This window comes from Salipiger abyssi, assembly GCF_017311415.1.
Taxonomy (GTDB): domain Bacteria; phylum Pseudomonadota; class Alphaproteobacteria; order Rhodobacterales; family Rhodobacteraceae; genus Salipiger; species Salipiger abyssi_A.
Map to the genome: position 1 here is coordinate 16345 of NZ_JAEKIS010000019.1, position 25612 is coordinate 41956.

The 25612-nt window shown below is 63.7% G+C and carries 29 protein-coding genes; 16 read left to right on the forward strand and 13 right to left on the reverse strand.

Annotated features, from left to right (window positions below):
- Positions 1-31: 31 nt before the first annotated feature.
- Together I6N89_RS20340 and I6N89_RS25715 are read right to left on the reverse strand one after the other, a co-directional pair.
- A complete protein-coding gene (locus I6N89_RS20340; RefSeq protein WP_207020258.1) occupies positions 32-592 on the reverse strand; it encodes an RNA polymerase sigma factor in 561 nt (186 codons plus the stop codon).
- The gene (locus I6N89_RS25715) at positions 589-723 is read right to left on the reverse strand and encodes a NepR family anti-sigma factor (RefSeq protein ID WP_419247629.1); all 135 of its coding nucleotides are present in this window, start codon (positions 721-723) and stop codon (positions 589-591) included. The genes I6N89_RS20340 and I6N89_RS25715 overlap by 4 nt, the downstream gene beginning before the upstream one ends.
- A 148-nt stretch (positions 724-871) precedes the next feature.
- Between I6N89_RS25715 and I6N89_RS20350 the strand changes: the two genes are divergently transcribed.
- Positions 872-1672 (forward strand): response regulator, encoded by an 801-nt coding sequence (locus I6N89_RS20350; protein WP_207020260.1) that lies wholly within the window; start codon positions 872-874, stop codon positions 1670-1672.
- A gap of 79 nt (positions 1673-1751) precedes the next feature.
- On the opposite strand, the gene I6N89_RS20355 is transcribed toward I6N89_RS20350, so the two are convergent.
- Together I6N89_RS20355 and I6N89_RS20360 are read right to left on the reverse strand one after the other, a co-directional pair.
- Positions 1752-3065 (reverse strand): replication-associated recombination protein A, encoded by a 1314-nt coding sequence (locus I6N89_RS20355; protein WP_207020261.1) that lies wholly within the window; start codon positions 3063-3065, stop codon positions 1752-1754.
- A 4-nt stretch (positions 3066-3069) separates the two neighbouring features.
- On the reverse strand, positions 3070-4452 hold the full coding sequence (locus I6N89_RS20360; protein WP_207020262.1) for a trypsin-like peptidase domain-containing protein: 1383 nt from the start codon (positions 4450-4452) through the stop codon (positions 3070-3072).
- Positions 4453-4566: 114 nt separating this feature from the next.
- On the opposite strand from I6N89_RS20360, the gene I6N89_RS20365 reads away from it, so the two are divergent.
- Complete coding sequence (locus tag I6N89_RS20365) at positions 4567-4767, forward strand: hypothetical protein (RefSeq protein ID WP_207020263.1); 201 nt, start codon at positions 4567-4569, stop codon at positions 4765-4767.
- 11 nt (positions 4768-4778) lie between these two features.
- On the forward strand, positions 4779-5234 hold the full coding sequence (locus I6N89_RS20370) for a host attachment family protein (protein ID WP_076696696.1): 456 nt from the start codon (positions 4779-4781) through the stop codon (positions 5232-5234).
- An 83-nt stretch (positions 5235-5317) separates the two neighbouring features.
- On the opposite strand, the gene rplQ is transcribed toward I6N89_RS20370, so the two are convergent.
- From rplQ to rpsM, 4 genes are all read right to left on the reverse strand, one after another.
- On the reverse strand, positions 5318-5737 hold the full coding sequence (gene rplQ / locus I6N89_RS20375) for a 50S ribosomal protein L17 (RefSeq protein WP_207020264.1): 420 nt from the start codon (positions 5735-5737) through the stop codon (positions 5318-5320).
- Between the two features lie 210 nt (positions 5738-5947).
- Entirely contained in the window at positions 5948-6964 is a 1017-nt protein-coding gene (locus tag I6N89_RS20380; RefSeq protein WP_207020265.1) for a DNA-directed RNA polymerase subunit alpha, read from the reverse strand.
- Positions 6965-7079: 115 nt separating this feature from the next.
- The gene (rpsK, locus tag I6N89_RS20385) at positions 7080-7472 is read right to left on the reverse strand and encodes a 30S ribosomal protein S11 (protein ID WP_076696689.1); all 393 of its coding nucleotides are present in this window, start codon (positions 7470-7472) and stop codon (positions 7080-7082) included.
- 15 nt (positions 7473-7487) lie between these two features.
- Positions 7488-7856 carry a 30S ribosomal protein S13 gene (rpsM, locus tag I6N89_RS20390; RefSeq protein WP_076696687.1) on the reverse strand — a complete coding sequence of 123 codons (369 nt, stop codon included), beginning with the start codon at positions 7854-7856 and terminating at the stop codon, positions 7488-7490.
- Positions 7857-8147: 291 nt separating this feature from the next.
- Between rpsM and I6N89_RS20395 the strand changes: the two genes are divergently transcribed.
- Positions 8148-8543, forward strand: coding sequence for a BLUF domain-containing protein (locus I6N89_RS20395; protein ID WP_207020266.1), 396 nt, complete (start codon positions 8148-8150; stop codon positions 8541-8543).
- Between the two features lie 86 nt (positions 8544-8629).
- On the opposite strand, the gene I6N89_RS20400 is transcribed toward I6N89_RS20395, so the two are convergent.
- The 4 genes from I6N89_RS20400 to I6N89_RS20415 all read right to left on the reverse strand — a co-directional run bounded on the left by I6N89_RS20400 (position 8630) and on the right by I6N89_RS20415 (position 11879).
- Positions 8630-9271, reverse strand: coding sequence for an adenylate kinase (locus I6N89_RS20400; protein WP_207020267.1), 642 nt, complete (start codon positions 9269-9271; stop codon positions 8630-8632).
- A complete protein-coding gene (gene secY, locus I6N89_RS20405) occupies positions 9268-10632 on the reverse strand; it encodes a preprotein translocase subunit SecY (protein ID WP_207020268.1) in 1365 nt (454 codons plus the stop codon). The genes I6N89_RS20400 and secY overlap by 4 nt, the downstream gene beginning before the upstream one ends.
- A 111-nt stretch (positions 10633-10743) precedes the next feature.
- Positions 10744-11214 (reverse strand): 50S ribosomal protein L15, encoded by a 471-nt coding sequence (rplO, locus tag I6N89_RS20410; RefSeq protein WP_076696677.1) that lies wholly within the window; start codon positions 11212-11214, stop codon positions 10744-10746.
- A gap of 419 nt (positions 11215-11633) precedes the next feature.
- The gene (locus I6N89_RS20415; RefSeq protein WP_076696675.1) at positions 11634-11879 is read right to left on the reverse strand and encodes an accessory factor UbiK family protein; all 246 of its coding nucleotides are present in this window, start codon (positions 11877-11879) and stop codon (positions 11634-11636) included.
- 97 nt (positions 11880-11976) lie between these two features.
- Between I6N89_RS20415 and lgt the strand changes: the two genes are divergently transcribed.
- From lgt to I6N89_RS20440, 5 genes are all read left to right on the forward strand, one after another.
- Positions 11977-12864 (forward strand): prolipoprotein diacylglyceryl transferase, encoded by an 888-nt coding sequence (gene lgt, locus I6N89_RS20420; protein ID WP_207020269.1) that lies wholly within the window; start codon positions 11977-11979, stop codon positions 12862-12864.
- Positions 12861-13922 (forward strand): class I SAM-dependent methyltransferase, encoded by a 1062-nt coding sequence (locus tag I6N89_RS20425; protein WP_207020270.1) that lies wholly within the window; start codon positions 12861-12863, stop codon positions 13920-13922. The genes lgt and I6N89_RS20425 overlap by 4 nt, the downstream gene beginning before the upstream one ends.
- Positions 13919-14674, forward strand: a complete 756-nt coding sequence (pgeF, locus tag I6N89_RS20430; protein WP_207020271.1) for a peptidoglycan editing factor PgeF — start codon at positions 13919-13921, stop codon at positions 14672-14674. The genes I6N89_RS20425 and pgeF overlap by 4 nt, the downstream gene beginning before the upstream one ends.
- 152 nt (positions 14675-14826) lie before the next feature.
- A complete protein-coding gene (locus I6N89_RS20435; RefSeq protein WP_207020272.1) occupies positions 14827-14970 on the forward strand; it encodes a hypothetical protein in 144 nt (47 codons plus the stop codon).
- Between the two features lie 354 nt (positions 14971-15324).
- Positions 15325-16005 (forward strand): Hint domain-containing protein, encoded by a 681-nt coding sequence (locus I6N89_RS20440; protein ID WP_207020273.1) that lies wholly within the window; start codon positions 15325-15327, stop codon positions 16003-16005.
- A gap of 9 nt (positions 16006-16014) precedes the next feature.
- On the opposite strand, the gene I6N89_RS20445 is transcribed toward I6N89_RS20440, so the two are convergent.
- Entirely contained in the window at positions 16015-16515 is a 501-nt protein-coding gene (locus I6N89_RS20445) for an Lrp/AsnC family transcriptional regulator (RefSeq protein WP_076696667.1), read from the reverse strand.
- Positions 16516-16706: 191 nt separating this feature from the next.
- Here I6N89_RS20445 and trxB point away from each other — a divergent pair, with 191 nt between their 5' ends.
- The 7 genes from trxB to I6N89_RS20480 all read left to right on the forward strand — a co-directional run bounded on the left by trxB (position 16707) and on the right by I6N89_RS20480 (position 25366).
- Positions 16707-17711, forward strand: coding sequence for a thioredoxin-disulfide reductase (gene trxB / locus I6N89_RS20450; protein WP_207020274.1), 1005 nt, complete (start codon positions 16707-16709; stop codon positions 17709-17711).
- Between the two features lie 203 nt (positions 17712-17914).
- Positions 17915-19993, forward strand: a complete 2079-nt coding sequence (locus tag I6N89_RS20455) for a bifunctional sulfate adenylyltransferase/adenylylsulfate kinase (RefSeq protein ID WP_207020275.1) — start codon at positions 17915-17917, stop codon at positions 19991-19993.
- Between the two features lie 378 nt (positions 19994-20371).
- On the forward strand, positions 20372-21784 hold the full coding sequence (locus I6N89_RS20460) for a tyrosine-type recombinase/integrase (RefSeq protein ID WP_207020276.1): 1413 nt from the start codon (positions 20372-20374) through the stop codon (positions 21782-21784).
- Positions 21781-22275: a hypothetical protein gene (locus I6N89_RS20465; protein ID WP_207020277.1), complete on the forward strand. Its 495-nt coding sequence runs from the start codon at positions 21781-21783 to the stop codon at positions 22273-22275. Before I6N89_RS20460 ends, I6N89_RS20465 begins: the two co-directional genes overlap by 4 nt.
- Positions 22276-22369: 94 nt before the next feature.
- Entirely contained in the window at positions 22370-22672 is a 303-nt protein-coding gene (locus tag I6N89_RS20470; RefSeq protein WP_207020278.1) for a helix-turn-helix transcriptional regulator, read from the forward strand.
- Positions 22673-22782: 110 nt separating this feature from the next.
- Positions 22783-24693, forward strand: coding sequence for an AAA family ATPase (locus I6N89_RS20475; RefSeq protein WP_207020279.1), 1911 nt, complete (start codon positions 22783-22785; stop codon positions 24691-24693).
- 91 nt (positions 24694-24784) lie between these two features.
- Positions 24785-25366: a hypothetical protein gene (locus tag I6N89_RS20480; protein WP_207020280.1), complete on the forward strand. Its 582-nt coding sequence runs from the start codon at positions 24785-24787 to the stop codon at positions 25364-25366.
- Positions 25367-25612: the final 246 nt, after the last annotated feature.

The following is a 25612-nucleotide window of genomic DNA, read 5'->3' on the forward strand; positions in this document are numbered from 1 at the left end:
GTTTTCAAGACGTTCCCGCCAGCAGAGCGACTCAGCTCAGCACACCGCCCGCGCGCCCTGCCGCCACGACGGCCATGGTCGCCTGGTCGGTCATCTCCAACTCGTCCTCGTCGTCGAGCTTGAGCAATTCCGCCAGCCGCGCCCGGGCGCGGTTGACACGGCTCTTGATCGTGCCGACGGCAACGCCGCAGGTCTCTGCCGCATCTTCATAGGAAAAGCCCTGCGCACCGACAAGTACCAGCGCCTCACGTTGCTCGTCGGAAAGCTGCACGAAGGCGCGGCGGAAATCGGCCATTTGCAGACGCCCGTCATGGGCGGGCTTTTCCGACAGGCTTTCGGTAAAGATGCCCTCGGCGTCCGAGACCTCGCGCCCTGCCTTGCGCCGGTTCGAGTAATAGGTGTTGCGCAGAATGGTGAACAGCCATGCCCGCATATTGGTGCCGGCCTCGAAAGTGCCGATCTTGGTCCAGGCTTTGACCAGCGTGTCCTGCACCATGTCGTCAGCAACTGCGCCATTGCGGGTCAGCGACAGTGCGAAGGCGCGCAATGCCGGGATATGGTCGACGATCTCGTCGCGAGGGTCGGCGCTCATTTGGATTCGCCCCCGGTCGGTTCGCTGCCCTCGTCCTGCGCGCGCAGCTGCGCGATCAAGTCGAGAAACCGGTCGGGAACGGCTTCGTCGAGCATGTCCTGATAGACCCGCCGCAGGTTCTCGTCGATCACCTCGGTGTCTTTGTCTTTTCTCCGCGTCTGACCCATGACTGTCCTTACTGCTTTCTACGGTGCCCGCGCACTTTTTTTCCACTCTGCGGGAACCAATGCAGTTAAGATACGTTTGGTTCCCGAAAAAACGCAAAAAGGGAAGATCATGATGACAAAGGGTGACCTGAGTCAGGGTATCGGAGCAGCGCTGCCCTATCTGCGCCGCTACGCGCGCGCGCTGACCGGCAGCCAGAGCACCGGCGACAATTACGCCGCCGCCACGCTCGAAGCCATTCTTGCCGACCGCAGCGCCGCCATCGAGGCCAGCACGCCCAAGGTCGGGCTGTTCCGCGTCTTCCACGGGATCTGGGCCACAACCGGCGCACCGGTCGCGAGCGAGGATGCGGGCGCGCTCGCCAAGGCGCAGGACCGTCTGTCCAAGCTGACCACCAACAGCCGCGAGGCGCTGCTGCTGCACACGATCGAGGAATTCAGTCTCAGCCAGGTGGGCGAGGTCATGCAGATCTCGACCGAAGAGGCCGACGAGCTGGTGCGTATGGCCCGGCACGAGATGGCGGATGCGGTCTCGGGCCGGGTGCTGATCATCGAGGACGAGGCGATCATCGCCATGGATCTCGAAAGCATCGTCGCCGATCTCGGCCACCGGGTGACCGGCGTGGCCCGCACCCGCGATGCGGCGGTGAAGCTCGCCGCGAAAGAAGCCCCGGATCTGGTGCTTGCCGATATTCAGCTTGCCGACAATTCCTCGGGTATCGACGCGGTGAACGATATTCTGGGAGAGCTGGGCGAGCGCCCTGTGATCTTTATCACCGCCTTCCCCGAGCGGCTGCTGACCGGCGAGCGTCCGGAACCGGCCTTCCTCATCTCCAAACCCTATTCCGAGGATCAGGTGCGTTCTGCGGTGAGCCAGGCGATGTTCTTCTCCTCGACGGAGACGTTGAAGGCCTGAGCGCCCGCCGCTTGCGAATGACAAAGGCGCGCCCGCAACGGCGCGCCTTTTTGCTTGTGACGGGGCATGTGGCGCCTGCTCAGCCGTTCCGCTCGCGCCGCAGCCGGGCGAAATATTCCACGCGCTTTTTCAGATCGCGCTCAAAGCCGCGTTCCACGGGCGCATAGAACTGCGTGCGGCCCATATCCTCGGGGAAGTAATCCTGCCCCGAAAACGCATCCTCGGCGTCGTGATCGTAGGCATAGCCGCTGCCGTAGCCCTGTTCCTTCATCAGCCTGGTGGGGGCGTTGAGGATATGTTTAGGCGGCATCAGCGAGCCGGTCTTTTTCGCCGCCGCGCGGGCGCCCTTGTAGGCGGCATAGGCGGCGTTGGATTTCGGCGCGAGCGCCAGATAGATCACCGCATTGGCCAGCGCCAGCTCGCCCTCGGGCGAGCCCAGCCGCTCATAGGTCTGCCAGCTGTCGATGCAGACGACCTGTGCCTGCGGATCGGCGAGGCCGATATCCTCCACCGCCATGCGGGTCAGCCGGCGGGCGAGAAAGCGCGGATCCTCTCCCGCCTCCAGCATCCGCGAGAACCAGTAGAGCGCCGCGTCCGGGTCGGAGCCGCGGATGGATTTGTGCAGCGCCGAGATCAGGTTGTAATGGCCGTCGCCGGATTTGTCGTATTGCGCCGCGCGCCGCATCAGCCGGTGGGTCAGCGCATCGGTGTCGAGCTTGCCCGTCACCCGCCAGGCCATCACCTGCTCGATGAGGTTCAAAAGCGCGCGCCCGTCGCCATCGGCCATCTCCAGCAGCGCCTCGCGCGCCGCGCCGTCGAGGGGCAGAGGGCGGTCGAGCTCCTTCTCGGCGCGCTGCGCCAGCCGTTCGAGATCGGCGAGCGCCAGCCGTTCCAGCACCAGCACCTGTGCCCGCGACAAAAGCGCCGCGTTCAGCTCAAAGCTCGGGTTCTCTGTGGTGGCGCCGACGAGCAGGATCGTGCCGTCCTCCATATGCGGCAGAAAGCCGTCCTGCTGCGCCTTGTTGAAACGGTGGATCTCGTCGACGAACAGCAGTGTGCCCTGACCGTTGGCGCGGCGGTGCTTGGCCGCCTCGAAGACCTTGCGCAGCTCCGGCACGCCGGTGAAGATCGCGCTGATCTGCACGAAATGCAGCTCGGTCGCATCCGCCAGCAGCCGCGCGATGGTGGTCTTGCCCACGCCCGGCGGCCCCCAGAACACCAGGCTCGACAGCGAGCCCGAGGCCAGCATCACGCCGAGCGGCGCGTCGGGGCCGAGAACCTGCTCCTGCCCGATCACCTCGCCCAGCGTCTTGGGGCGCAGGCGGTCGGCCAGCGGGCGGGGCGCGGTGCTTTCGGGCGTTGCGCCGGGACCCTTGTCGAAGAGATCGGCCACAGGCTCAGGTCCGGAACCGCAGCGAGACCCGACCGCCGCCGCGCAGCGCGTCGATCCGCACGCGCGGGGCGGCGCGCTCCAGCAGCCGGCCCACATCGCCGGTCTTCTCCACCGCGCGGCCATTGATGGCGCGCAGCACGTCTCCGGGGCGCAACCCGATGCGCGCGCCGTAAGGGCCGGGATCGGTCACCACCACACCGTCATCGGGCAGGGGCATGTTCAGCTCCGCGCCGACCGCCGGGTTGATCCGCGCCAGCGCCAGCCCGGGCAGGACCGCATCCTCATCCAGCGTCACCGCCTTGCGTGGGGGCGTCTCGGGGGCGGCGATCATCTCGACCTCTGCCATCTGCGGCGCACCGTCATGCAGGTAGCGTATGCGCGCCACATGACCGAGCCCGCGCACCGACATGCGGAACAGCATCTCGGGCGGGGTGTTGACCGGCTGGCCGTCCACATCCAGCACCACGTCGCCCACCTCCAGCCCGGCCTTGGCAAAGGGGCTTTCGGGATGCAGATCGGCGATCAGCACGCCATTCGGCAGGCCGAGCCCGAGGCTTTCGGAGAGATCGGCGTTCACCGGCTGGCCGATCATCCCGGCCCAGGGCCGCTCGAAATCGCTATTGCCGGCGCGGGCCTGGTCGACGAACTGCGCCACAAGCGCAGAGGGGATGGCGAAGCCGATGCCGTTCGAGCCGCCGGAGCGGGTGAGGATCGAGGTGTTCACCCCGATCAGCCGGCCCTTGACGTCGATCAGCGCACCGCCGGAATTGCCCGGGTTGATCGGCGCATCGGTCTGGATGAAATAGCCGCGCGCATTGCCCGTGGCGGTGCCCGAGCGCGCCAGCCCCGAGACGATGCCGGAGGAGACAGTCTGACCCACCCCGAACGGGTTGCCGATGGCCAGCACCAGCTCGCCCACCTCCACCGTGTCACTGTCGCGCAGCGGCAGGAAGGGCATTTCGCCCGCATCCTCCAGCTTGAGGATGGCGAGATCCGCCTCCTCGTCGCCGATCAGCACGCTGGCCTCGTATTCCGCGCCGTTGTTGAGCACCACGCGAATATCGGTGGCCTGGCCGACGACGTGATAATTCGACACGACGATCCCGTCTTCCGAGAGGATCACGCCGGAGCCCAGCGAGTTCTGCACCCGGGGGCGCCCGCCGAAATCGCGGAAAAGATTGCCGAAGAGCGGATCGCCGGCGAACGGGCTGCGCGACTGCACGACGCGGCGGGCGTAGATATTGACCACCGCCGGGGTGGCCTGTTTCACCAGCGGCGCGAAGCTGAGGGAGATCTCGGCCTGACTTTCCGGCACGCGCGGCTCGGGCGTCTGGGCGGCGAGCGGCGCGGCGGCGAGGCTGAGGGCGATAAGGCAGATGCGGAGCATGGTTGGACCTCCTGATCCTTCGCATATGCCCGCCTGACCCGGCGGATTCAAGCCGGGGCGCAGGAACGCGGATCGTGCCCCGGGCGTTGGGTCGAGGCAGCAAAGGAGGACCCCATGGCAGAGCGACACAGATCCGAAGACGGCCGCCGCGAGACCGAAGAGTATCTCGACAAGGCGGACACGCCGGCGCAGCAGGGCCGCGACGGCGGCCAGGTGGAGCGTAAGGTCGGCACGCGCGACCTGCTCAAGCGCGCGGAGCAGGACCGGCCCGGTGCGACGCGGGTCCGCAAATCCGACGAGAAATCCGAATCGTAAGGAGAGTGACCATGATCGAACTGAAGCAAGGCACCTGGGTCGTCGTGACCGACAGCGAAAAGGCGCTTTTCCTGCGCAATCTGACCGATCACGAGAACCCCAATCTGGACCTGTTCGGCGAGGAGGTGCAGGAAAACCCCTCGGATCGAGAGCAGGGCGCCAACCGCCCGGGCCGGATGCAGGATGGCGGCGTGCAGCAGCGCTCCGCCATGGCCGATACCGACTGGCACGAGCTGCAAAAGGAGCGCTTTGCGGCGGATCTGGCGGAGCATCTATATGACGAGGCCCATAAGGGCGCGTTCGAACGGCTGGTGCTGGTCGCCGCGCCCAAGGTGCTGGGCGATCTGCGCGAGGCGCTGCACAAGGAGGTGTCGGATCGGGTGATCGCCGAGGTGCCGAAAACGCTCACCAACCATCCGGTCGACAAGATCGAGGCGCTGGTGAAGAAGGAGCTCGAAACCGCCTGATTGGCAGGGGCCGGTTGCGCAAAGAAAAAGGCGCCGCGGGAGCGATCCCTGCGGCGCCTTTCCTGTTCCGAACCGGTCGAAGATCAGTCTTCGGCGGCTTCCAGCGCGGCCAGGCGGGCCTTGTCGGCGGAGCCTTTGGCGTCGACATCGCGGTCGACCAGCTCGATGATCGCCATCGGCGCCATGTCGCCATAGCGGAAGCCGGCCTTCAGCACGCGGCAATAGCCGCCCGAACGCTCGGCGTAGCGCGGGCCGAGGATCTCGAAGAGCTTGGCGACGTGGATGTCCTGCTTGAGCTGGGCGGCGGCCTGACGGCGCGCGTGCACATCGCCGCGCTTGCCGAGGGTGATCAGCTTGTCGATGACGCGCTTGAGTTCCTTGGCTTTCGGCAGGGTGGTCTTGATCTGCTCATGCTCGATGAGCGAGCCGGCCATGTTCGCCCACAGCGCCTTGCGGTGCTCGTGGGTACGGTTCAGGCGGCGGTAACCTTTTGCGTGACGCATGTTTCTTTCTCCTTTTGCCCTCTACGGGCGGTTTTGCTTTGTCCGGCAGCCCATGCGTGCGGGCCGCTCTCCTTGGGGCAGGTTGCCCTGTCTTTTGCCCAACCCGCCCCGGACGTGATCCGGGGCCTCCGGGCGTGAGGTCCCGGATCACGTCCGGGACGGGGCCTTTTGCGTAGGGTGGGCAATGCTGCCCACCGCTCGCCGTAGCGCTTAAAACTGGTCTTCCAGCTTCTTCGCGAGATCCTCGATGTTGTCCGGCGGCCAGTCCTCGACATCCATGCCGAGATGCAGACCCATGGAGGACAGCACTTCCTTGATCTCGTTCAGCGACTTGCGGCCGAAGTTCGGGGTGCGGAGCATCTCGGCTTCGGTTTTCTGGATCAGGTCGCCGATATAGACGATATTGTCGTTCTTCAGACAGTTGGCCGAACGCACGGAAAGCTCCAGCTCGTCCACCTTCTTGAGGAGGAGCGGGTTGAATTCCAGACCGTCGTCGTCGTCCTGACGCGAGGCGCTTTCGGGCTCTTCGAAGTTCACGAAGATCGACAGCTGATCCTGAAGGATGCGCGCCGCATAGGCAATCGCGTCCTCGGGGGTGACCGAGCCGTCGGTCTCCACCTTCATGGTCAGCTTGTCATAGTCCAGCACCTGGCCCTCACGGGTCGGCTGCACCTCATAGGCGACCTTCTTGACCGGCGAATAGATGGCGTCGATCGGGATCAGGCCGATGGGCGCGTCTTCCGGCTTGTTCTTGTCGGCCGAGACATAGCCCTTGCCGGTGTTGACGGTCAGTTCCACGTAGAAATCCGCACCGTCGTCGAGGTGGCAGATCACGTGGTCCTTGTTCAGAACGTCGATGCCGGCGGTTTCCGCGATGTCGGCAGCGGTTACGACGCCCGGGCCTTTTGCGTTGATCGACAAGCGCTTGGGCCCCTCGACTTCCATACGCAGCGAAACGCCCTTGAGGTTCAGGACGATATCCGTCACATCTTCGCGCACACCGGCGACGGACGAAAACTCGTGCAGAACGTTGTCGATTTGCACGCTGGTGATGGCCGCGCCCTGAAGGCTCGACAGCAGCACCCGGCGCAGGGCGTTGCCCAGCGTCAGGCCAAAGCCGCGCTCCAGCGGTTCGGCGACGACCGTGGCCACGCGGGTCGGGTCTGCGCCGGGGCGAACCTCCAGCTGGGTCGGCTTGATCAGTTCAGCCCAATTCTTGTGGATCATACGTCCCTCCATTCCTGTCCGTGCCCCATGTCCAAAAGGCGCAGACGCCCGAGGTTGAAATGACGAAGGCAGGGCCCCGCTCAATGGCAGGGCCCCACCTTGAAAAGTGATGCGATCAGACGCGGCGGCGCTTCGGCGGGCGGCAGCCGTTATGGGCGATCGGCGTCACGTCGCGGATCGACGTGATGTTGAAGCCGACTGCGGCCAGAGCGCGCAGGGCCGATTCACGGCCCGAGCCGGGGCCCTGAACTTCGACTTCGAGCGTTTTCACGCCGTGTTCCTGCGCCTTCTTGCCCGCGTCTTCCGCGGCCAGCTGAGCGGCGTAGGGGGTCGATTTCCGCGAGCCCTTGAAGCCCATGGTGCCGGCGGACGACCAGGAGATCGCGTTGCCCTGCACATCCGAGATCAGGATCTTGGTGTTGTTGAAGGACGAGTTCACATGCGCCACACCGGCGGCGATGTTCTTGGAGACCTTCTTCTTGCCTCCGCGACGGGTATCACGTGCCATATCTGAGTGCCTCCCTTACTTCTTCTTGCCGGCAATCGGCTTCGCCGGGCCCTTGCGGGTGCGGGCGTTGGTGTGGGTGCGCTGACCGCGCACGGGGAGGTTGCGACGGTGACGCAGACCGCGGTAGCAGCCGAGGTCCATCAGACGCTTGATATTCATCTGCGTCTCACGGCGAAGGTCGCCTTCGACGGTGAAGTTGGCGTCGATATGCTCGCGGATGGCAAGCACTTCGGCATCGGACAGCTCGTTCACGCGGCGCGACGGCTCGATGTTCACGGCTTCACAGATGGATTTGGCCGAGGTGTGGCCGATACCGGTGATATAGGTGAGGGCGATAGGTACCCGTTTGTTGGTCGGGATATTGACGCCGGCAATACGTGCCAAGTCTCTGTTCCTTTCGTTGCGGTTCCGTAGCACCAGAACCTTTTTTCACAACATGAGCCCGAAAGCCGTTCCGCCTTCGGGCTGTCCGCTGATGAGGTGATCTGCGGAGGGGGAGCGACCCGCTCCGCATGTCTGATTCTCGGTTAGAGATGCGGGTGGGTATGAGGATTCGGAACGCGGGTCAAGGGGATTATGGGAACCGCTTGCAATGCCCTGGCGTTTGGTCCCTCATGAACAGCAAGTATCCAGACCGACACCCGACCCGGACGCCGCGCGCGTCGTAAGGCCAATATGATCACTCAGCTTCTATATACAAGCGCTTCGCGCCATCCGCGCGGGCATGCCTCGGATATCGACGTCCTTCGGGAAGCGATGACCCACAACGCCCGGGAGGGGGTGACGGGGTACCTGCTGCGCGACGAGGACGGATTCTGTCAGGTGCTCGAAGGGCCGCGAGAGATCGTCGAACGCCTGTTCCTGCGGATCGCGCGGGATCTGCGCCATTTCGACGTGGTGCTGCGTATGCGCCGCACCGTTGCCGAGCGCGGCTTTCTGGGCTGGTCGATGGGCTATGCAAGCCTGTCGCCCGAGGACAGCGCCTTTCTCGCGACGCAGTTCGCCGAAGGCGAGGGCGGGGTGCTGCTCGCCTTCAACCGCATCGGGAAGGTGGCCTCCGCGCGCGGGTGAGTTGGGCGGAGCGAGCAGCCTGGAATGAGAAGAGCGGACACCGGGCCCGCTCTTCGATCTCTTGACTGTTGGGGCCGCGCTCGGGCTCAGCCGTCAAGCTTGCCGGCAATCGCCGTCTTGACGTCGTCGATCTCGCCCAGCCCGTCGACGCGGCAATGCTGGCCCTTGGCGTAGTAATAGCCGATCAGTGGCGAGGTCTGCTTGTAATATTCCATCAGACGCTTCTTGAGGCTGTCGGCATTGTCGTCCGCGCGGCGCTTGAACTCGGTGCCGCCGCAGTTGGAGCATTTTCCATCCGCCGGGATCGGCTTGGTGATGTCGTTATAGACTTCGCCGCAATCGCCGCAGGTCGAGCGCGCGGTGATGCGCTCCACCAGCGCCTCGTCATTGACCCGCAGCTCGACCACCTTGTCGAGCGTCTGGCCCATATCGGCGAGCAGCTCCGCCAGCGCGTCGGCCTGTTTCAGCGTGCGCGGGAAGCCGTCGAAGATGAAGCCGGAGCCGCCGGCTTCGAGCTTTTCACGGATCAGGCCGATGACGATCTCGTCGGTGACGAGCTCGCCGCGGGCCATGACCTCTGCGACCTTCTTGCCCATCTCGGTGCCGCTGTCCTTGGCCTCACGCAGCATGTCGCCGGTGGAGAGCTGGGTCATGCCCCGCTCTTCGACGAGAATGCGTGCCTGAGTGCCTTTGCCCGCGCCGGGCGGTCCAAGAAGTATAATGTTCATCGCCGTGCAGGCCCCCTCCGCTTGCGCGTCTTACTCTTGCCGCGGAGCTGCGACTTCTGAATAAGACCTTCGTATTGGTGTGCCAGCAGATGACTCTGGACCTGCTGGATGGTGTCCATTGTCACCGATACCACAATGAGTACCGATGTCCCGCCGAAATAGAACGGGATCGCGTATTGCGAGCGCAGGATCTCGGGCAGAAGACAGACCGCCGCGAGATAGGCCGAGCCCAGCACCAGCACCCGGTTGACCACGTATTCCAGATGATCGGCGGTTTTCTTGCCCGGACGGATGCCGGGGATAAAGCCGTTCTGGTTCTTCAGGTTGTCCGCCACGTCATCGGGTTTGAACGACACGTTGAACGTGTAGAAATAGGCGAAGAACACGATCATCGAGGCGAAGAACAGCAGGTAGAGCGGCTGCCCCGGCCCGAAATAAGCCAGCACCGTCGACATGATCGGACCGGTGGAGCCGGCCTGGCTGAAGGTCGCGATGGTCGTGGGCAGCAGCAGCAGCGAAGAGGCGAAGATCGCCGGGATCACGCCCGCCGGGTTCACCTTGACCGGCAGGTGCGATTGCTGCGCCTCGGTCATCTTCATGCCGACCTGGCGGCGCGGATACTGGATGGTGATCTTGCGCAGGGCACGCTCCATGAAGACCACGAACATGATCACCGCGATCACCATGAGGATCGCCCCCAGGATCACCGCCGGGCTGATGGCGCCGGAGCGGCCCGAGGCGAAGAACTGCGCCAGCGCTGCCGGGATCTCGGCGACGATGCCGACAAAGATGATCAGAGAGATTCCGTTGCCGATGCCGCGGGCGGTGATCTGCTCGCCCAGCCACATCAGGAACATGGTGCCGCCGACGAGGGTGATCACCACGGCGGCGCGGAAATACCAGCCCGGATCGTGGGCAAGATCGCCCGCCTCAAGGCTCACTGCGAGGCCATAGGCCTGGAACAGCGCCAGTGCCACCGTGCCGTAGCGGGTGTACTGGTTGATCTTCTTGCGGCCCTGTTCGCCCTCTTTCTTGAGCTGCTCCAGCGCCGGCACCATGGCCGTCAGGAGCTGCACGATGATCGAGGCGGAGATATAGGGCATGATGCCGAGGGCAAAGATCCCCATCCGTCCCAGCGCACCGCCGGTGAACATCGAGACCATGCCGCCGATGCCTTGCCCGGCCTGTTCCATGAACTGACGCAGCGCGGCGCCGTCGATGCCGGGGACGGGAATATAGGTTCCCAGCCGGTAGACGATCAGCAGGCCGAGGGTAAAGAGAATGCGGTTGCGAAGGTCGGTAGCCTTGCCCAGTGCCGCCCAGCTGGTGTTGGCGGCCATTTGTTCCACAGCGGATGCCATGCGGGTCCTCTCTGAGGCGAAAACGCCGCCGGAAGCGCTTTCCGGCTCCGGCGGCGTTCGTGGAAAACGTGGGGCCTTATGTAAGCGGCACGCTTGCCGCTCACAACCCGCTTATTCGGCGGCTGCCGCTGCCGTGACTTTCAGAGCGCCGCCGGCTTTCTCGACCGCCTCGACCGCCGATTTCGACGCGCCGGTGGTTTCGATGGTCAGGGCCGAGGTCACTTCGCCCTTGGCCAGCACGCGGATGCCGTCGAGCTTGCGGCGCACGAGACCCGAGGAGATCAGGGTCTCTTCGGTGATGCTGCCGGCGTCGAGCTTGCCCGCATCGACGAATTTCTGGATCAGGCCGAGGTTGACCACAGCGTAGCTCTTGCGGTTCGGCTTGGTGAAGCCGCGCTTGGGCAGACGCTGGTAGAGCGGCATCTGGCCGCCTTCGTAGCCGTTGATGGCCACACCCGAGCGGGATTTCTGACCTTTGATACCACGGCCACCCATCTTGCCCTTGCCCGAGCCCGGGCCACGGCCGATGCGTTTCTTCGAGCGGGTTGCGCCCGCGTTGTCGCGAAGTTCGTTGAGTTTCATGTCGCTTCTCCATTGCCGGATATGGCCCCCGAAGCGACTGGGCCAAACACGGCGTTTCTTGGTGTTTTGAATCGGTGGCGCAAAGCCACCGGGGGCGTATAGCGCCGAGGGGCCTGTCACGCAAGGGCGGTGTGGGGTGAGGAGGAGCGGTGGGCAGAGTGCCCACCATGGTCGCAACGTTTGGCGTAGCCGCGCCATCGCCGGGCCGCGGGATGGCGATCCGGCAGACCGAACCTCTCGATTTATTCCGGCCAAATCCGAAAGACCTCGACACACGGTGTCAACGTCACCAAATCGCCAGCCCGGGGGGGCGGGCCGGCGATGGCGCTGCGGCGCTGCGCGCCTTGATTCCGCGCCAGGGCGTCGCTCGGACGTAGGGTGGGCAATTGGCCCACCGCACCCGGAGCCGTCTCGCCCGTTTACTCCGCGCCCTTCTCCAGCGCGTCGAGCCGCGCTTTCAGCGCTTCGTTCTCCTCGCGCGCCTTCTGCGCCATGGCGCGCACCGCGTCGAACTCTTCGCGGGTGACGAAATCGCGATCGGCCAGCCAGCGGTCGATCATCGACTTCATCGCCGTCTCCGCCTCGTCCTTGGCACCCTGCGCCACGCCCATCGCGTTGGTCATCAGCTGCGAGATGTCGTCGAATACCTTGTTGCGCGTCTGCATGGGAGACTCCTGATCCTGAACTCCCTTCCTATATGGGCCGCAACCGCTCCGGCCTCAAGGTTGACTTCCCCGCGAAAGCCACGGCACTGATGCGCCCATGAAAGCCGCCATTCCCTTTCCGCCGCTCTCCTCCGAGCTGTTCTCGATCTCCATCGGGGGCTTCGAATTTGCCCTGCGCTGGTACGCGCTGGCCTATATCGCCGGCATCCTGATCGGCTGGCAGCTGGCGGCGGCAGCGGTGAAGCGCAGCGTGCTCTGGCGCAACGACACCCCGCCGATGAGCGCGGCGCAGGTCGAGCAGCTCATGACCTGGGTGATTCTCGGCATCATCCTCGGCGGGCGGCTCGGTTTCGTGCTGTTCTACCAGCCGGCCTATTACCTCGCCCACCCGGCCGAGATCCTGATGGTCTGGCACGGCGGTATGTCCTTCCATGGCGGGCTCTTGGGCGTGATCCTCGCGGTGCTGGGCTTCTGCCTCAGGAACCGCATTCCGCTGATGCCCACCGCCGACATGATGGCGCTCGCGGTGCCGCCCGGTCTGCTGCTGGGGCGGATCGCCAATTTCGTCAATGCCGAGCTCTGGGGCCGGCCCACCGATCTGCCCTGGGGGGTGATATTTCCCGGTGCGGCGGCGCAGGAGTGCGGGCAGGCGCTGGTCGCTGAATGCGCCCGCCACCCCTCGCAACTCTATGAGGCGGGGCTCGAGGGGCTGCTGCTGGGCGGGCTGCTGATCTGGCTGGCCTTCTTCCGTGGGGCTCTGAAACGGCCGGGCAGGATCGCCGGCATTTTCTTTGCCGGCTACGGCATCGCCCGGGTGCTGGTCGAGCTGGTGCGCCAGCCCGACGCGCAATTCGTCTCGCCGGGCAATCCGCTGGGGCTGGCCTGGCATGTGAACGGCTACGGGCTCACCATGGGGCAGATCCTGTCGCTGCCGATGATCGTCATCGGCCTGTGGCTGGCCATCAGGGCAGGGCGCCGGACATGACCCCGCTGGAGGAGATCCTGCACAAGCGCATCGCCGCCGAGGGGCCGATGAGCATCGCGGAATACATGTCGCTCTGCCTCATGCATCCGCAGTACGGCTACTATCCGACCCGCGATCCGCTCGGCGCGGCGGGCGATTTCATCACCGCGCCCGAGGTCAGCCAGATGTTCGGCGAGCTGCTGGGGCTCTGTCTGGCGCAATGCTGGATGGATCAGGGCCGGCCCGAAACCTTTGTGCTGGCCGAGCTGGGGCCGGGCCGGGGCACGCTGATGGCCGACGCCACCCGCGCCATGCGCGGGGTGCCCGGCATGCTGGAGGCGGCGCGGCTGCATCTGGTCGAGACCTCGCCGCGGCTGCGCGACGAACAGCGGCGGCGGCTGGGGCCGCTGATGCCGGTCTGGCACGAGAGCGTCGCCGATCTGCCCGAGGCGCCGCTCTTCCTGCTCGCCAACGAGTTCTTCGACGCGCTGCCGATCCGGCAATTCCTGCGCGCGGGCGATGCCTGGGCCGAGCGTGTCGTGGGGCTGCGCGACGGCGCGCTGCGCTTCGGGCTGACCGAGCCGGTGGCGCAGGCGGCGCTGGCGCCCCGGCTGGCGGATACGAGTGAGGGCGATCTGGTCGAAACCTGCGCCCCGGCGCAGGGAATCGCCGAAGAGCTGGGCCGCCGCATCGCCGCGCATGGCGGCGCGGCGCTGATCGTCGATTACGGCGCCGAGCGCAGCCTTGGCGATACGTTCCAGGCGCTGCGGCGGCATGAACGTGCCGACCCGCTGGCGGCACCGGGAGAGGCCGATCTGACCGCGCATGTGGATTTCGGCGCGCTGGCCGAAGCGGCCCCCTGCGCCCATACGCAGCTCACCCCGCAGGGGCTGTTTCTCGAACGCCTCGGTATCACCGACCGCGCCCGCGCGCTGGCCGCGAAGCTCTCGGGCGCGGCGCTCGAGTCCCATGTCGCGGCACATCGCCGGTTGACGCATCCCGCCGAAATGGGTTCGTTGTTCAAGACACTCGGATTCTTCCCCGAAGGTGCGACGCCACCGCCCGGATTGCTGACATGATGCTGGAAATCATCACCTCCCAAAGCCTCTCGCCGCTGCGGCACGGGTTCTTTACCCGCAAGGGCGGCGCCTCCTCGGGGGTGTTCGCCGGGCTGAACTGCGGTGCCGGCTCGTCGGATCAGTCCGAGATCGTGGCGATCAACCGCGCCCGCGTCGCCGAGGCGATGGACGTGCCGGTCAGCCATCTGGTCAATGTGCATCAGACCCATTCCGCCCGCGTGGTCACGGTTGATGGCCCGCATGACGGCCCGGTGCCCGAGGCCGACGGGCTGGTCACAGCGACGCCCGGCGTGGCGCTTTCTGTGCTGACGGCGGATTGCCAGCCGGTGCTGTTCGCCGATGCGCAGGCCGGGGTGGTGGGCGCCGCCCATGCGGGCTGGCGCGGCGCCATCGACGGGGTGCTGGACGAGACGATTTCCGCGATGGTGGCGCTCGGCGCCGTGCGCGAAAACATCAAGGCGGTGATCGGCCCGGCGATCAGCCAGCGCGCCTATGAGGTCGGGCCGGAATTCTTTGACGATTTCATGGGCGAGGATCCCGGCAACGCCCGGTTCTTTGCTGGCGGGGCGGGGGACCGGCTGCATTTCGATCTGCCGGGCTACGGGCTGCACAAGATGCGCGAGGCCGGGATCGAGGCGGAGTGGACGCGGCACTGCACCTATTCCGATCCGGAGCGGTTTTTCTCCTATCGCCGCTCCTGCCATGAGAAAGAGGCCGATTACGGGCGGCTGATCTCGGTGATCCGCCTCTGACATCGGTGAGATTCGGAAACAAACGGGCGCGATGCCCGAAATTGTCCTCCATTGGTCAAAAACCCGCCTCAATTCGGCAGCATGGTTTTCCTCAGGCACGCAGGGGGCACCTGCGCTGACAGGCAAAAGCAAAAAGACCAAGGAGCAGGACCATGACCAAGCAAAGCCGTTTCATCAAATCGGTCGTCGCCAACGCCAAGAGCGCCGAGGTGACACTGCCCTTCGCGCGCGGTGCCCGCCGTGCCGAGATGATCGCGCGCCGCAAGGGGCAGGCGGCGATTCTCAAGCGCGCCTGAAAAAGCACCTGAAAACCGCTCTCGATTCGCCAGAGATTCGGCGGATTGTGGCGGTAACGTTCAGAAATACCTGACAATCCTCGATAATGAGCCGGATTGACCGCGAAAAATCGGTCAAATCCGGTTTAATTTTGACAGATCCGGGGCATTGCGGCGTAGTCGTGTTCAACGAAATCGCAATGTCCTTCTGTCGTTGTTGGTGGGGGCCAACACGGATGTGACCAGCCTTCGAGGGGTGTTCACATGTCTAGCCTTCACGAGTCTTTCCGTTCCGTCGATCGTGCGGTTTCTCTGCAAATTTCCCGTAACGCCGGTTCTCTTCGGGACGGGCGACCTCGTCGCGCCTCTTCTCTCATGCGCAAATACGAGGTCGCCGCGTTGTCGCCGGATCTCTCAATCGCCTTCAACAGCCATATCGCTCCGGCCTCGCCGCTCTTCGAAGAGGCCGCGACTGCCTTTGCGCGCGGCACGCTGATGCCGACCGTGCGCGGCCCGGTGGCGATCGAGGATCTGCTGCCCGGCGATTATCTCGAAACCAGCGAGGGCGCGCAGCCGGTCACCTGGATCGGCTCTACGACCTATGTGCCCGGTGTCGACGAGGATGCCACCACGCTGGCCTCTATGGTGCGCATCACCTCGGATGCGTTTGGGCCGGGGCGCCCGATGGGCGACGTTCTGGTCGGTCCCGCCGCGCGCATGGTGCTCCGGCGCGGGCGGCTGAAATCGCTGATCGGGCAGGAAAAGGTTCTGGTGCCAGTGTCCGATTTCGCCGATGGCGACCGCATCGTACGCGTCCGCCCCGGCGGGGCGGTGCAGCTCTTCCACGTCATGCTGGGCCGGCACGCGACCATCCGAGTCGGCGGGATCGAGATGGAATCCTATCACCCGGGCAAGGCGCTGTCGCAGATCAACGGCGACAACACCCGGGCCTTCTTCCTCTCGATGTTCCCCAATATCGACGCGGTGCAGGATTTCGGCGAGCTCACCATGACCCGCACCTCGCGCGAGGTGATCGAGAGCCTGACGGCGGTGTGAGCCGACCGCTCAGGCGGAGCGGCTGAGCCGCTCTTCGAGCACGTCGAAAGGCACGCCCGGTTCGTCCTTGGCGCCGCGGATCACCAGCGATGTCTTGACGCTTCCGACATTCTCGGCGGTCAGCAGCTCTCCGGTCAGGAAGCTCTGGAAGGTCGAGAGATCGGGGGCGACGCATTTCAGGATGAAATCCACCTCGCCGTTCAGCATGTGACACTCGCGCACCAGCGGCCAGGCGCGGCAGCGCTCCTCAAAGGCGCGCAGGTCGCTCTCGGCCTGGCTTTGCAGCCCGACCATGGCAAAGACCTGCACCTCGAATCCCAGCTCGCGCGGGTCGACATCGGCGTGATAGCCACGGATGAAACCCTGTTCCTCCAGGGTGCGCACACGGCGCAGGCAGGGCGGGGCAGAGATGCCCACACGTTTGGCAAGTTCGACATTGGTCATGCGACCGTCGGCTTGCAGCTCGGCCAGAATCTTTCGGTCGATCGGATCGAGCCGGTTCCCAGGCATAGTCTTCCCTCATGTGAATTCGCGATTGTTATACCACCCCCAGCGCGCTGCGCAATAATGTTTCATATTCGCGAAACATTGTTAATCAATGGGTGTTTTGCCGCGTCAGTTTGCGTCTGGGGTTTGCGCCGCCCCGTGCGGTAGCTATATGCAGGGCGGAACGCGAATGTCACTGCTTGCGAGGCACCACCATGTCCGACACCCGCCACACCAAGGTTCTTATCATCGGGTCCGGCCCGGCCGGTTACACCGCCGGGGTCTATGCCTCCCGCGCGATGCTCGAGCCGCTTCTGGTGCAGGGTCTGGAGCCCGGCGGCCAGCTGACCACCACCACCGAGGTGGAGAACTGGCCCGGCCAGACCGAGATTCAAGGCCCCGAGCTGATGGTCAACATGGAGGCGCATGCGCGCGCCATGGGCACCGAGATCATCGGCGATATCATCAGCAAGCTGGAGCTCGAAAAGCGCCCCTTCGTGGCGCATGGCGACAGTGGAACGACCTACACCGCCGACGCGGTGATCCTCGCCACCGGCGCGCGGGCGAAATGGCTGGGGCTGCCTTCGGAAGACGCCTACAAGGGCTTTGGTGTCTCGGCCTGCGCCACCTGTGACGGGTTCTTCTATCGCGGGCAGGAGATCGTGGTGATCGGCGGCGGCAACACCGCCGTGGAAGAGGCGCTGTTCCTGACCAATTTCGCCTCGAAGGTGACGCTGATCCACCGCCGCGACGAGCTGCGCGCGGAAAAGATCCTTCAAGACCGGCTGCTCAAGCATGAAAAGATCGTGCCGCTTTGGCATCACCAGCTTGAGGAAGTCGTGGGCGAGGACAGCCCCAAGGGCGTGACTGCCGTGCGGGCCAAGGATGTGCGCACCGGCGCGATCACCGAGATCCCGTGCAAGGGTGTGTTTGTCGCCATCGGCCACGCGCCGGCGAACGAGCTGGTCAAGGATGTGCTGGAGACCCATATGGGCGGCTATGTGAAGACCCAGCCCGACAGCACCGCGACGTCGATCCCTGGCGTGTTCGCCGCCGGCGATCTGACCGACCACAAATACCGTCAGGCGGTGACCTCTGCCGGCATGGGCTGCATGGCCGCGCTTGAGGCCGAGCGCTGGCTGGCCGAGCAGGGCATCGACGAGGGCAAGGATGTCTCCGAGCCGCTGGGCTATGGTGCCGAAACGCCGGTCGCCGGGTGAGGCGAGCTGATATGCTGTCGATCGAAAGGGGCGTGCCGCGGGCGCGCCCTTTTTTCTGAGCTGGCGGTGCCCGATCTCCGGGCAGGCCGCCGTTGCATAACCGCCACGTCGGCGGGAATCGGCCCGGGCGCGAGATTTGGGGTTTCGCGGTTGCAGCATTCGTGCAATGCGTTCACTCGTGAACACACTTTGAGTCGCTTGCTATGTCAACGCCTGGTGCGAAACCGATCACGGATGAGGAAGGCCCGCTCTTCCATCTCCTGCGACAGCTCGATCTGTCGCCGGATGCGTCGCAGCGGCAAATCTCCTCGGCGATCGGCGTTTCTCTGGGGCGGCTCAATGCGCAACTTCGTGCCGCTGCCGAAGCCGGGTTCATCAAAGTCAGCGAACGTGCCGGGCCGGATCGGCGCCAGCGCTTCGCCTATACGCTGACCTCGCGCGGAGCGGCGGAAAAGGCCCGTTTGACGGACCGGTTCCTCGCGAGGAAACTCCTGGAATACCAGGTGCTCCATGCAGAACTGACCGGCTCTGCCAGCAGCTACATTCCACCCACTGACAGGAACAGATTGATGCAAAACTACCTTGCTCCCATTCCGGAGCTGTTCGTTTCCTACGACAGCGCCCAGAAGCTGAAGGTCGAAGCGGGGGATCTTATCTCGCATGACCTGACCCCGCGCCAGATCTGCGATCTCGAGCTGCTGATGAACGGCGGTTTCCACCCGCTCAAGGGCTTCCTGAGCGAGGAAGACTACGACGGCGTCGTCGAGAACATGCGCCTCGCCGACGGCGCGCTCTGGCCGATGCCGATCACGCTCGACGTGAGCGAAGCCTTTGCCGAAAAGATCGAGATCGACCAGGACATCGCCCTGCGCGACCAGGAAGGCGTGATCCTCGCCACCATGACCGTCACCGACAAATGGGTGCCGAACAAATCGCGCGAGGCCGAAAAGGTCTTTGGTGCCGACGACGATGCGCACCCGGCGGTCAACTACCTGCACAACACCGCCGGCAAGGTCTATCTGGGCGGTCCCATCACCGGCATCCAGCAGCCGGTGCATTACGATTTCCGCGCCCGCCGCGACACGCCCAACGAGCTGCGCGCCACCTTTCGCAAGCTCGGCTGGCGCAAGGTCGTGGCCTTCCAGACCCGTAACCCGCTACACCGCGCCCACCAGGAGCTGACCTTCCGCGCCGCGCGTGAAAGCCAGGCCAACCTGCTGATCCACCCGGTCGTCGGCATGACCAAACCGGGCGATGTCGATCACTTCACCCGCGTGCGCTGCTACGAGGCGGTTCTCGACAAGTACCCGGCCTCGACCACCACCATGTCGCTGCTGCCGCTCGCCATGCGCATGGCCGGCCCCCGCGAGGCGGTCTGGCACGGGCTGATCCGCAAGAACTATGGCGTGACCCATTTCATCGTCGGCCGCGACCACGCGGGCCCCGGCAAGAACTCGGCAGGCGAAGATTTCTACGGTCCCTATGACGCGCAGGAGCTCTTCAAGCAGCACGAGGAAGAGATGGGCATCGAAATGGTGCCGTTCAAACACATGGTCTATGTGGAAGAGCGCGCCCAGTACGAGCCCAACGACGAGATCGCCGACAAGGACAAGGTCAACATCCTGAACATCTCGGGCACCGAGCTGCGGCGTCGTCTTCAGGAAGGTCTCGAGATCCCCGAGTGGTTCTCTTTCCCCGAGGTTGTCGCCGAGCTGCGCAAGACCAAGCCGCCGCGCTCGCAGCAGGGGTTCACCGTGTTCTTCACCGGCTTCTCGGGCTCGGGCAAATCGACCATCGCCAACGCTCTGATGACCAAGCTGATGGAGATGGGCGGTCGTCCGGTGACGCTGCTCGACGGCGATATCGTGCGGAAGAACCTCAGCTCCGAGCTGGGTTTCTCGAAAGAGCACCGCGACCTGAACATCCGCCGCATCGGCTATGTCGCGTCCGAGATCACCAAGAACGGCGGTATCGCGATCTGCGCGCCCATCGCGCCCTACGCGGCCACCCGCCGTGCGGTGCGTGAGGATATCGAGCAGTTCGGCGCCTTTATCGAGGTGCATGTCGCAACCACGATCGAGGAATGCGAGCGTCGTGACCGCAAGGGGCTATACAAGCTGGCGCGTGAGGGCAAGATCAAGGAGTTCACCGGGATCTCCGACCCCTACGATGTGCCCGCCAACCCCGAGCTGCGTGTCGAGACCGAGAATGTCGATGTCGACAACTGCGCCCATCAGGTGGTGCTGAAGCTGGAAAGCATGGGGCTGATCGCCGGCATCTGAGCCGCGTCATACCTGACGAACGAGAGGGCCATGCACATTGTGCGTGGCCCTTTTCTTATGCCGGGTGAGGGGGCGCTGTGCGGGGCGGCCGCCGCTTTTGAGGCCGTTTGGGCCGTCTGGAATGGGTAGGGAGGATGAGCGCGGCAGCCGAACTCACGCGACGCGCCGCTCAGATGCGGAAGGATTTCGGTTGTCGTGATTTTCGGAGGGGTTTGGTAGCGGAGGAGGCTACCGATGCAATGTCTGCCAGCATCTAAGGCCGTCTAAAATACCATTTGTTCACAGCTACTTGATAAGCAAGCATGTCTGCTACCGTCTTGAAATGGGTGCCTAGTTCTGCCAGATTTCTTAGGCAGAGATTAGGCAGAGGGTTAGGACATGCGGGAAATCTATCGGCTAAGCGACAGGGCGGTGCGGGCAATCACAGGGCCAGAGCCGGGCAAGACGGTCATGCGCCTGAACGACGGCGGCGGGCTGTTCCTTCGCGTCACCAAACACAAGAGCAAGCAAGGCGTCGAACGCGTGTCGAAGTCATGGGAATTCTTCTTCACGTTGAACAGCAAGACTTCCTGCACCGGCCTTGGCCCCTATGCGCCGAACGATAAAGCACCCGGCCTGACGTTGAAGGCAGCGCGGGACAAAGCGCACGAACTCCGCAAGATCGTCGCCGAAGGTCGCAACCCCGTCGCAGAACGGAAGGCGGCACGGGCGAACGCCGACGTGCGGAAGGTCGTAACGTTCGCCGACGCGTTGGACGACTATACGAAGGGCGGGCGCGTTCAGGGTTTCAAGAGCGAACGCCACCGGCACAACTGGCGGGCCAGCATCGAAATCCATGCCCTGCCGAAGATTGGTGACATAGACGTTGGCGCGATTAGCCGTAACGACATTGAAAGCGTGCTGGAACCCCTGTGGGCAACCAAGACCGAAACCGCCCGCCGCGTTCGTATGCGGCTGTCGAAAGTCTTTGAATGGGCGATCTATAAGGGTTGGCGCGAAACCGACGACCCGTCTTCGCTTAGTATGCTTAAGGTCTGGATTGACAACCAAGGCGCAGCCGAAAAGAGCCACCACCCCGCATTGCCGTTGGAAGATATGCCCGCATGGTTCGGCGAACTGCGGAAGCGCGACGGTATGGCGGCGCGGGCGCTAGAACTTCTGGCCCTGTGCGCCGTGCGGCAGGACAACGTTATCAACGCGACATGGGACCAATTCCACGACCTAGACGGCGATAGCCCGACGTGGCGGATTTCGTCGCGCGACATGAAGGTGAAGACCGACAAGGACGGAAAGCCCCTGCCCGAACACCGTGTGCCGTTGCCGAAAGCCGCCGTCGAAATGCTCCGCAGGCTGCCGCGCGAAGCTAGCCCCCGTAAGAAGGATGGCAGGACATTGGTATTTCCCGCCCCGCGTGGTGGCGAACTTTCCACGGCAGGTATCCGCAAGGTCTTGGAGCGGATGCACAATGCGGAATTACGTGCCGGTCGGAAGGGATGGATTGACCCCAACGTGTTGACCAAGCCGGAAGACCCGAGCGAAGCCCCGCAACCGAAAATGGCTGTGCCCCATGGCTTCCGCAGCACCTTCAAGGACTACTGCGCGCAGCGTGGGTTCGACAATATCCAAAGCGAAATCGCTCTTGCCCACAACGTAGGCGACAAGGTGTTTCAAGCCTACCTTCGCACCGATCTTGTAGAGCAACGCCGCGCCATGATGAACGCATGGGCCGGATTCTGCCACGGCGACGAACCCACCGCCAACGTGGTTCAGCTTCGTGAGGCAACAGCATGACCGATAGCAGGCACGAAGACCTTGCCGCATTCATCGGTTGCACAGTCGCCGACGTTGAAACTGCATTCGGTGACTTGTTCGGCTTCGCGCTGTGGGCAGCGGAACGTTCGGAAACCGGGGTGGCAAAGAAGGAAGCGACGAACCTGCGCGCCATCGCCGATGAACTGGACAAAGTGCCCGGTTCCGATCTTAGCGACATGCGCGACGAATTACAGATGCGCGCCAAGGCCGCAGAGCATTTCACAGACAATCGCGCATACCCCGCGACCAAAGGCCGTAGGGAACGGGCGCGGGTTATCGCCTGCGCCGTAGCACGCGTTTTCGTGGCGACCGGGCGCAACATCGGCAAGGGCACGTCACAGAACGATGCGGGCGAACCAACGTCGAAATACGGGCAGGCGGTCAAGCAAGCCCTTGAACTGTATGGAATTCGGGCGAATTGGCGTCAGCCCGCGAAGGACGCAGCGGCCCAATATAGCAATACCAACTAACCCCCGATTTTTCATTTCAGTTGGCATTTTTTCAGGGCGCGGCGTTTCGGTCAATTTTCACACATGCCCCCATAGACATGTGAGGAACCTACCAATGAGCACCCCGACCACCGACGCTAGCAAGCCCGGCCCCACCTTCACCCCCGCGCAGCTTGTCCCGAACGCCCTTCTGCGAACCCCCGCCGTTTGCACCGTCACCGGCATGGCCCGCCCGACGCTCTATCAGGCGATGGCCGAAGGGCTGTTCCCCCGACCGATCAAACTTGGCGAAAAGTCTTCGGCGTGGCCTGCGTCCGAAGTGAACGCCGTGCTTGCCGCCCGCATCGCCGGTCGCAGCAACGACGAAATCCGCGAACTTGTCACCGAACTGACCGCCGCGCGCAAACTCCGCGTTTGACGCTATGGCAGCACCATACGCTGCCATTCTTCGTCGTAGTTATCTGAAAAACATAGATAAGTGCAGGGGCGCATTTACTTGCCTAAGCCCTGCCTAAGAACAGGCACGACATGACCGCGCAAACCGCATTAGAGAACATACCCCAAGAACTGCGGTCGTATCCTCAATGGGTATGCCACGACGCAGCAAAACGCCCGATCAATCCCCACACGGGGCAGCTAGCCGACGTGTCCGACCCTACGACATGGGGCAGCTTCGACCAAGCCCGCACAATAGCCGAAGCCGGGCGGTGCGCAGGCGTCGGCTTCGTGTTCACCGATAGCGATCCGTTCGTTGGTATTGACCTTGACGTGTCCGAAGGCTCGGGACCGTCCGACGGGCAACAACGCATCTTCGGGGCGTTCAACACCTACGCAGAACATTCGCCGTCCGCGCGTGGCCTGCATATTATCGCCAAGGGCAGGGTATCCGACGGCGGCGTGCGCAACAGCGCATTGGGCGTCGAAGTCTATTCGTCGGGCCGGTTCTTCACGTTTACGGGCAACGTTGTGCGTAGCGCACCGATTGCCGAATGCCAGCCACTTGTTGACGCGCTGTGCGCCGAAATCAGGCCACACCGGGACACAGGGGCGGGCGAAACGCCAAACCCATGCCCCGCGCCGCAGATCACCGACGAAACCTTGCGCGAACGCATCTGCGAAAGCGCCGCGAACCGGGACTACTACGAAGGCCGCGTGTCGGATTGGTCAGCCGCATACTTCGCCCTGATTTGCGCCGCGTGCCTCTTTTCCAGCGACGAAGCGCAGGTGCGCCGTATCGTTATGGCAAGCCCCTTGGTGCAGGACGCTCCGCCGAAGGGCCGTGAGACGCGGGCACAGAAGGCCGAACGCCTGTGGGCACGGGAATACGCCAGCGCCGCCCGCAGGGGCGCACAGGAACGGCAGGAACGCACGCAGGCGGTGGAGCATGGGCGACAACTGGCCGCTGGCCTGTCCGGGCAGCTAGCCCGCGCCACGGCCCCGGCACAGGGCCAGGACGAAAAGCCGGGCCGGTCGCTGCTACGTTCGGCCCGCGACCTGCAACACCGGCACTTCCCCGCGATCCGTTGGGCCGTGCCGAATGTCCTGCCCGAAGGTTTGACCATTTTTGCGGGCGTGCCCAAGGTCGGGAAAAGTTGGTTCGCCCTTGATGTTGCCCGCGCCAAAGCCGACGGCGATTGCGTGCTTGGGCAGCAATGCGACCGCGGCGACGTGTTGATGCTGGCCCTTGAAGACAACGAACGCCGGTTGCAGGACCGTTTTCGTCGGATCACAGGCGGGGGCGACTTCCCCGACAACCTCGACTACGCGACCGAATGGCCGCGCCTTGACGAAGGCGGCGTAGACTACGTTGCGAACTGGATTGAGGGTGCGGCGAACCCTTCGCTTATCGTCATTGACACGCTCGCCATGGTGAAGCCGGTGCCCACAGGGCGGAACAAATCGGCCTATGACCACGACGTGAGCGCGTTGAAGCCGCTGCACCGCCTTGCCAGCGAAAAACGCGTGGCAATCGTCGTGGTGACGCACACCCGGAAGGCGCAAGCCGACGAACCCGTAGAACGCGTAAGTTCGACACTTGGCCTAACCGGCGTCGCCGATACGATCATGCTTTTGGGGCGTGGCCCCCGCGAAGCTACCGGCATTCTCTATGCCCGTGGCCGGGACATTGCCGAATTTGAACTTGCGGTGAAGTTTGAAGATCACCGTTGGCAGGTCGAAGGCGACCCGAAGCTAGCCTTCGCAGGCGACACGCAGAAAATCCTAATCGACGCCATGACCAAGGGCGCAACCACGCCGAAGGAAATGGAAGAAGCGACCGGGCTTTCGGGCGAAAACGTGCGCCAAACCCTGCAACGTATGGTCAAGGCACAGCGCGTTTTCCGGCATGGCTACGGGAAGTATGCCTTGCCCGCATGGACCGACACCCCGGCTTTCCTCCTAGATACCCCCCATCACACTAGTCACAGTCACAATGGGTAGCCCTCTCTAGATACCCCCCGTCACAGTAGTAACAGAGAGAGTGACTGTGACGGCTGTGATTGTGATCCCTTAAAGAAAGGACCGCCCCGCCATGTATGTTCACGACGCAATCACCCATAGCAGGCTTTCGGACCTATTCGACATGGCCGAAGACATGATACTTGGACGCGGCTGCTATTCGCCCGACGTGGTGGAGCAAGTGCTTTTCGACCGATACATGTATTTCGTGTCGGCTTATCTGTCGGGATGCACGCAATATCTTCTGACCGAAGAGCGTTGTGCAGGCGAAAGCTTTATCTGCGAACTGTGCGAGAAAGCCGGGGCGACGAAGTTTCTGCGCTATAGCTACAAGATGGCCGAACAACTCATGGCGCAACCCCGCTTCTACTTCCCGAATTTTGAGCAAATGGCGACCGCAAAGTATCTGGACATGCTCAACAACATAGACGACGTTGACCGCCTGCGGTTTTCCGGCTTGGTGTTGTTCGCCGTTGCGCACATTCCCGGTGCCCGAAGCGACATGCGCCGCATTCTACGTCGTAGGGGCATTGACGGTGGCGAACGGTATATCCCGACGCTTGTTGCCGACGAAACCATGACGCAGCGTATCCGCGCGGTGCAGGGGTTGCCCCCTGTGGGGAAGGGCCGAAAGCGCATTCGCAAGCACGCGTAGAATATATGGTAGCCATATAGGCTGCCGATTTTCGGCATAACTACGTGTAACGAATCAGGATTTTCCCGACGCAGTTTCCCCGCCTATAGATTGCCTAAGAACAGTCTGAAATATCAACGCGCTTTCGTTCGCATAAACTATTTTTGTCTTCATTTGTCTATTTTGAAACTCATGCCTGAATTCGTTTGACCGCTTGGAATTGACCCGGCTTAGCTTTCGATAAGACGCCCATAATGGGCCGGAATT

Excerpts from the sequence above, each read along its gene's own strand:
- I6N89_RS20340 (WP_207020258.1), bottom strand. The coding sequence starts at position 592 with ATGAGCGCCGACCCTCGCGACGAGATCGTCGACCATATCCCGGCATTG.
- I6N89_RS20350 (WP_207020260.1), top strand. The coding sequence starts at position 872 with ATGACAAAGGGTGACCTGAGTCAGGGTATCGGAGCAGCGCTGCCCTAT.
- I6N89_RS20360 (WP_207020262.1), bottom strand. The coding sequence starts at position 4,452 with ATGCTCCGCATCTGCCTTATCGCCCTCAGCCTCGCCGCCGCGCCGCTC.
- I6N89_RS20365 (WP_207020263.1), top strand. The coding sequence starts at position 4,567 with ATGGCAGAGCGACACAGATCCGAAGACGGCCGCCGCGAGACCGAAGAG.
- I6N89_RS20370 (WP_076696696.1), top strand. The coding sequence starts at position 4,779 with ATGATCGAACTGAAGCAAGGCACCTGGGTCGTCGTGACCGACAGCGAA.
- rplQ (WP_207020264.1), bottom strand. The coding sequence starts at position 5,737 with ATGCGTCACGCAAAAGGTTACCGCCGCCTGAACCGTACCCACGAGCAC.
- I6N89_RS20380 (WP_207020265.1), bottom strand. The coding sequence starts at position 6,964 with ATGATCCACAAGAATTGGGCTGAACTGATCAAGCCGACCCAGCTGGAG.
- rpsK (WP_076696689.1), bottom strand. The coding sequence starts at position 7,472 with ATGGCACGTGATACCCGTCGCGGAGGCAAGAAGAAGGTCTCCAAGAAC.
- I6N89_RS20395 (WP_207020266.1), top strand. The coding sequence starts at position 8,148 with ATGATCACTCAGCTTCTATATACAAGCGCTTCGCGCCATCCGCGCGGG.
- I6N89_RS20400 (WP_207020267.1), bottom strand. The coding sequence starts at position 9,271 with ATGAACATTATACTTCTTGGACCGCCCGGCGCGGGCAAAGGCACTCAG.
- secY (WP_207020268.1), bottom strand. The coding sequence starts at position 10,632 with ATGGCATCCGCTGTGGAACAAATGGCCGCCAACACCAGCTGGGCGGCA.
- rplO (WP_076696677.1), bottom strand. The coding sequence starts at position 11,214 with ATGAAACTCAACGAACTTCGCGACAACGCGGGCGCAACCCGCTCGAAG.
- I6N89_RS20415 (WP_076696675.1), bottom strand. The coding sequence starts at position 11,879 with ATGCAGACGCGCAACAAGGTATTCGACGACATCTCGCAGCTGATGACC.
- lgt (WP_207020269.1), top strand. The coding sequence starts at position 11,977 with ATGAAAGCCGCCATTCCCTTTCCGCCGCTCTCCTCCGAGCTGTTCTCG.
- I6N89_RS20425 (WP_207020270.1), top strand. The coding sequence starts at position 12,861 with ATGACCCCGCTGGAGGAGATCCTGCACAAGCGCATCGCCGCCGAGGGG.
- pgeF (WP_207020271.1), top strand. The coding sequence starts at position 13,919 with ATGATGCTGGAAATCATCACCTCCCAAAGCCTCTCGCCGCTGCGGCAC.
- I6N89_RS20435 (WP_207020272.1), top strand. The coding sequence starts at position 14,827 with ATGACCAAGCAAAGCCGTTTCATCAAATCGGTCGTCGCCAACGCCAAG.
- I6N89_RS20440 (WP_207020273.1), top strand. The coding sequence starts at position 15,325 with ATGCGCAAATACGAGGTCGCCGCGTTGTCGCCGGATCTCTCAATCGCC.
- I6N89_RS20445 (WP_076696667.1), bottom strand. The coding sequence starts at position 16,515 with ATGCCTGGGAACCGGCTCGATCCGATCGACCGAAAGATTCTGGCCGAG.
- trxB (WP_207020274.1), top strand. The coding sequence starts at position 16,707 with ATGTCCGACACCCGCCACACCAAGGTTCTTATCATCGGGTCCGGCCCG.
- I6N89_RS20455 (WP_207020275.1), top strand. The coding sequence starts at position 17,915 with ATGTCAACGCCTGGTGCGAAACCGATCACGGATGAGGAAGGCCCGCTC.
- I6N89_RS20460 (WP_207020276.1), top strand. The coding sequence starts at position 20,372 with ATGCGGGAAATCTATCGGCTAAGCGACAGGGCGGTGCGGGCAATCACA.
- I6N89_RS20465 (WP_207020277.1), top strand. The coding sequence starts at position 21,781 with ATGACCGATAGCAGGCACGAAGACCTTGCCGCATTCATCGGTTGCACA.
- I6N89_RS20470 (WP_207020278.1), top strand. The coding sequence starts at position 22,370 with ATGAGCACCCCGACCACCGACGCTAGCAAGCCCGGCCCCACCTTCACC.
- I6N89_RS20475 (WP_207020279.1), top strand. The coding sequence starts at position 22,783 with ATGACCGCGCAAACCGCATTAGAGAACATACCCCAAGAACTGCGGTCG.
- I6N89_RS20480 (WP_207020280.1), top strand. The coding sequence starts at position 24,785 with ATGTATGTTCACGACGCAATCACCCATAGCAGGCTTTCGGACCTATTC.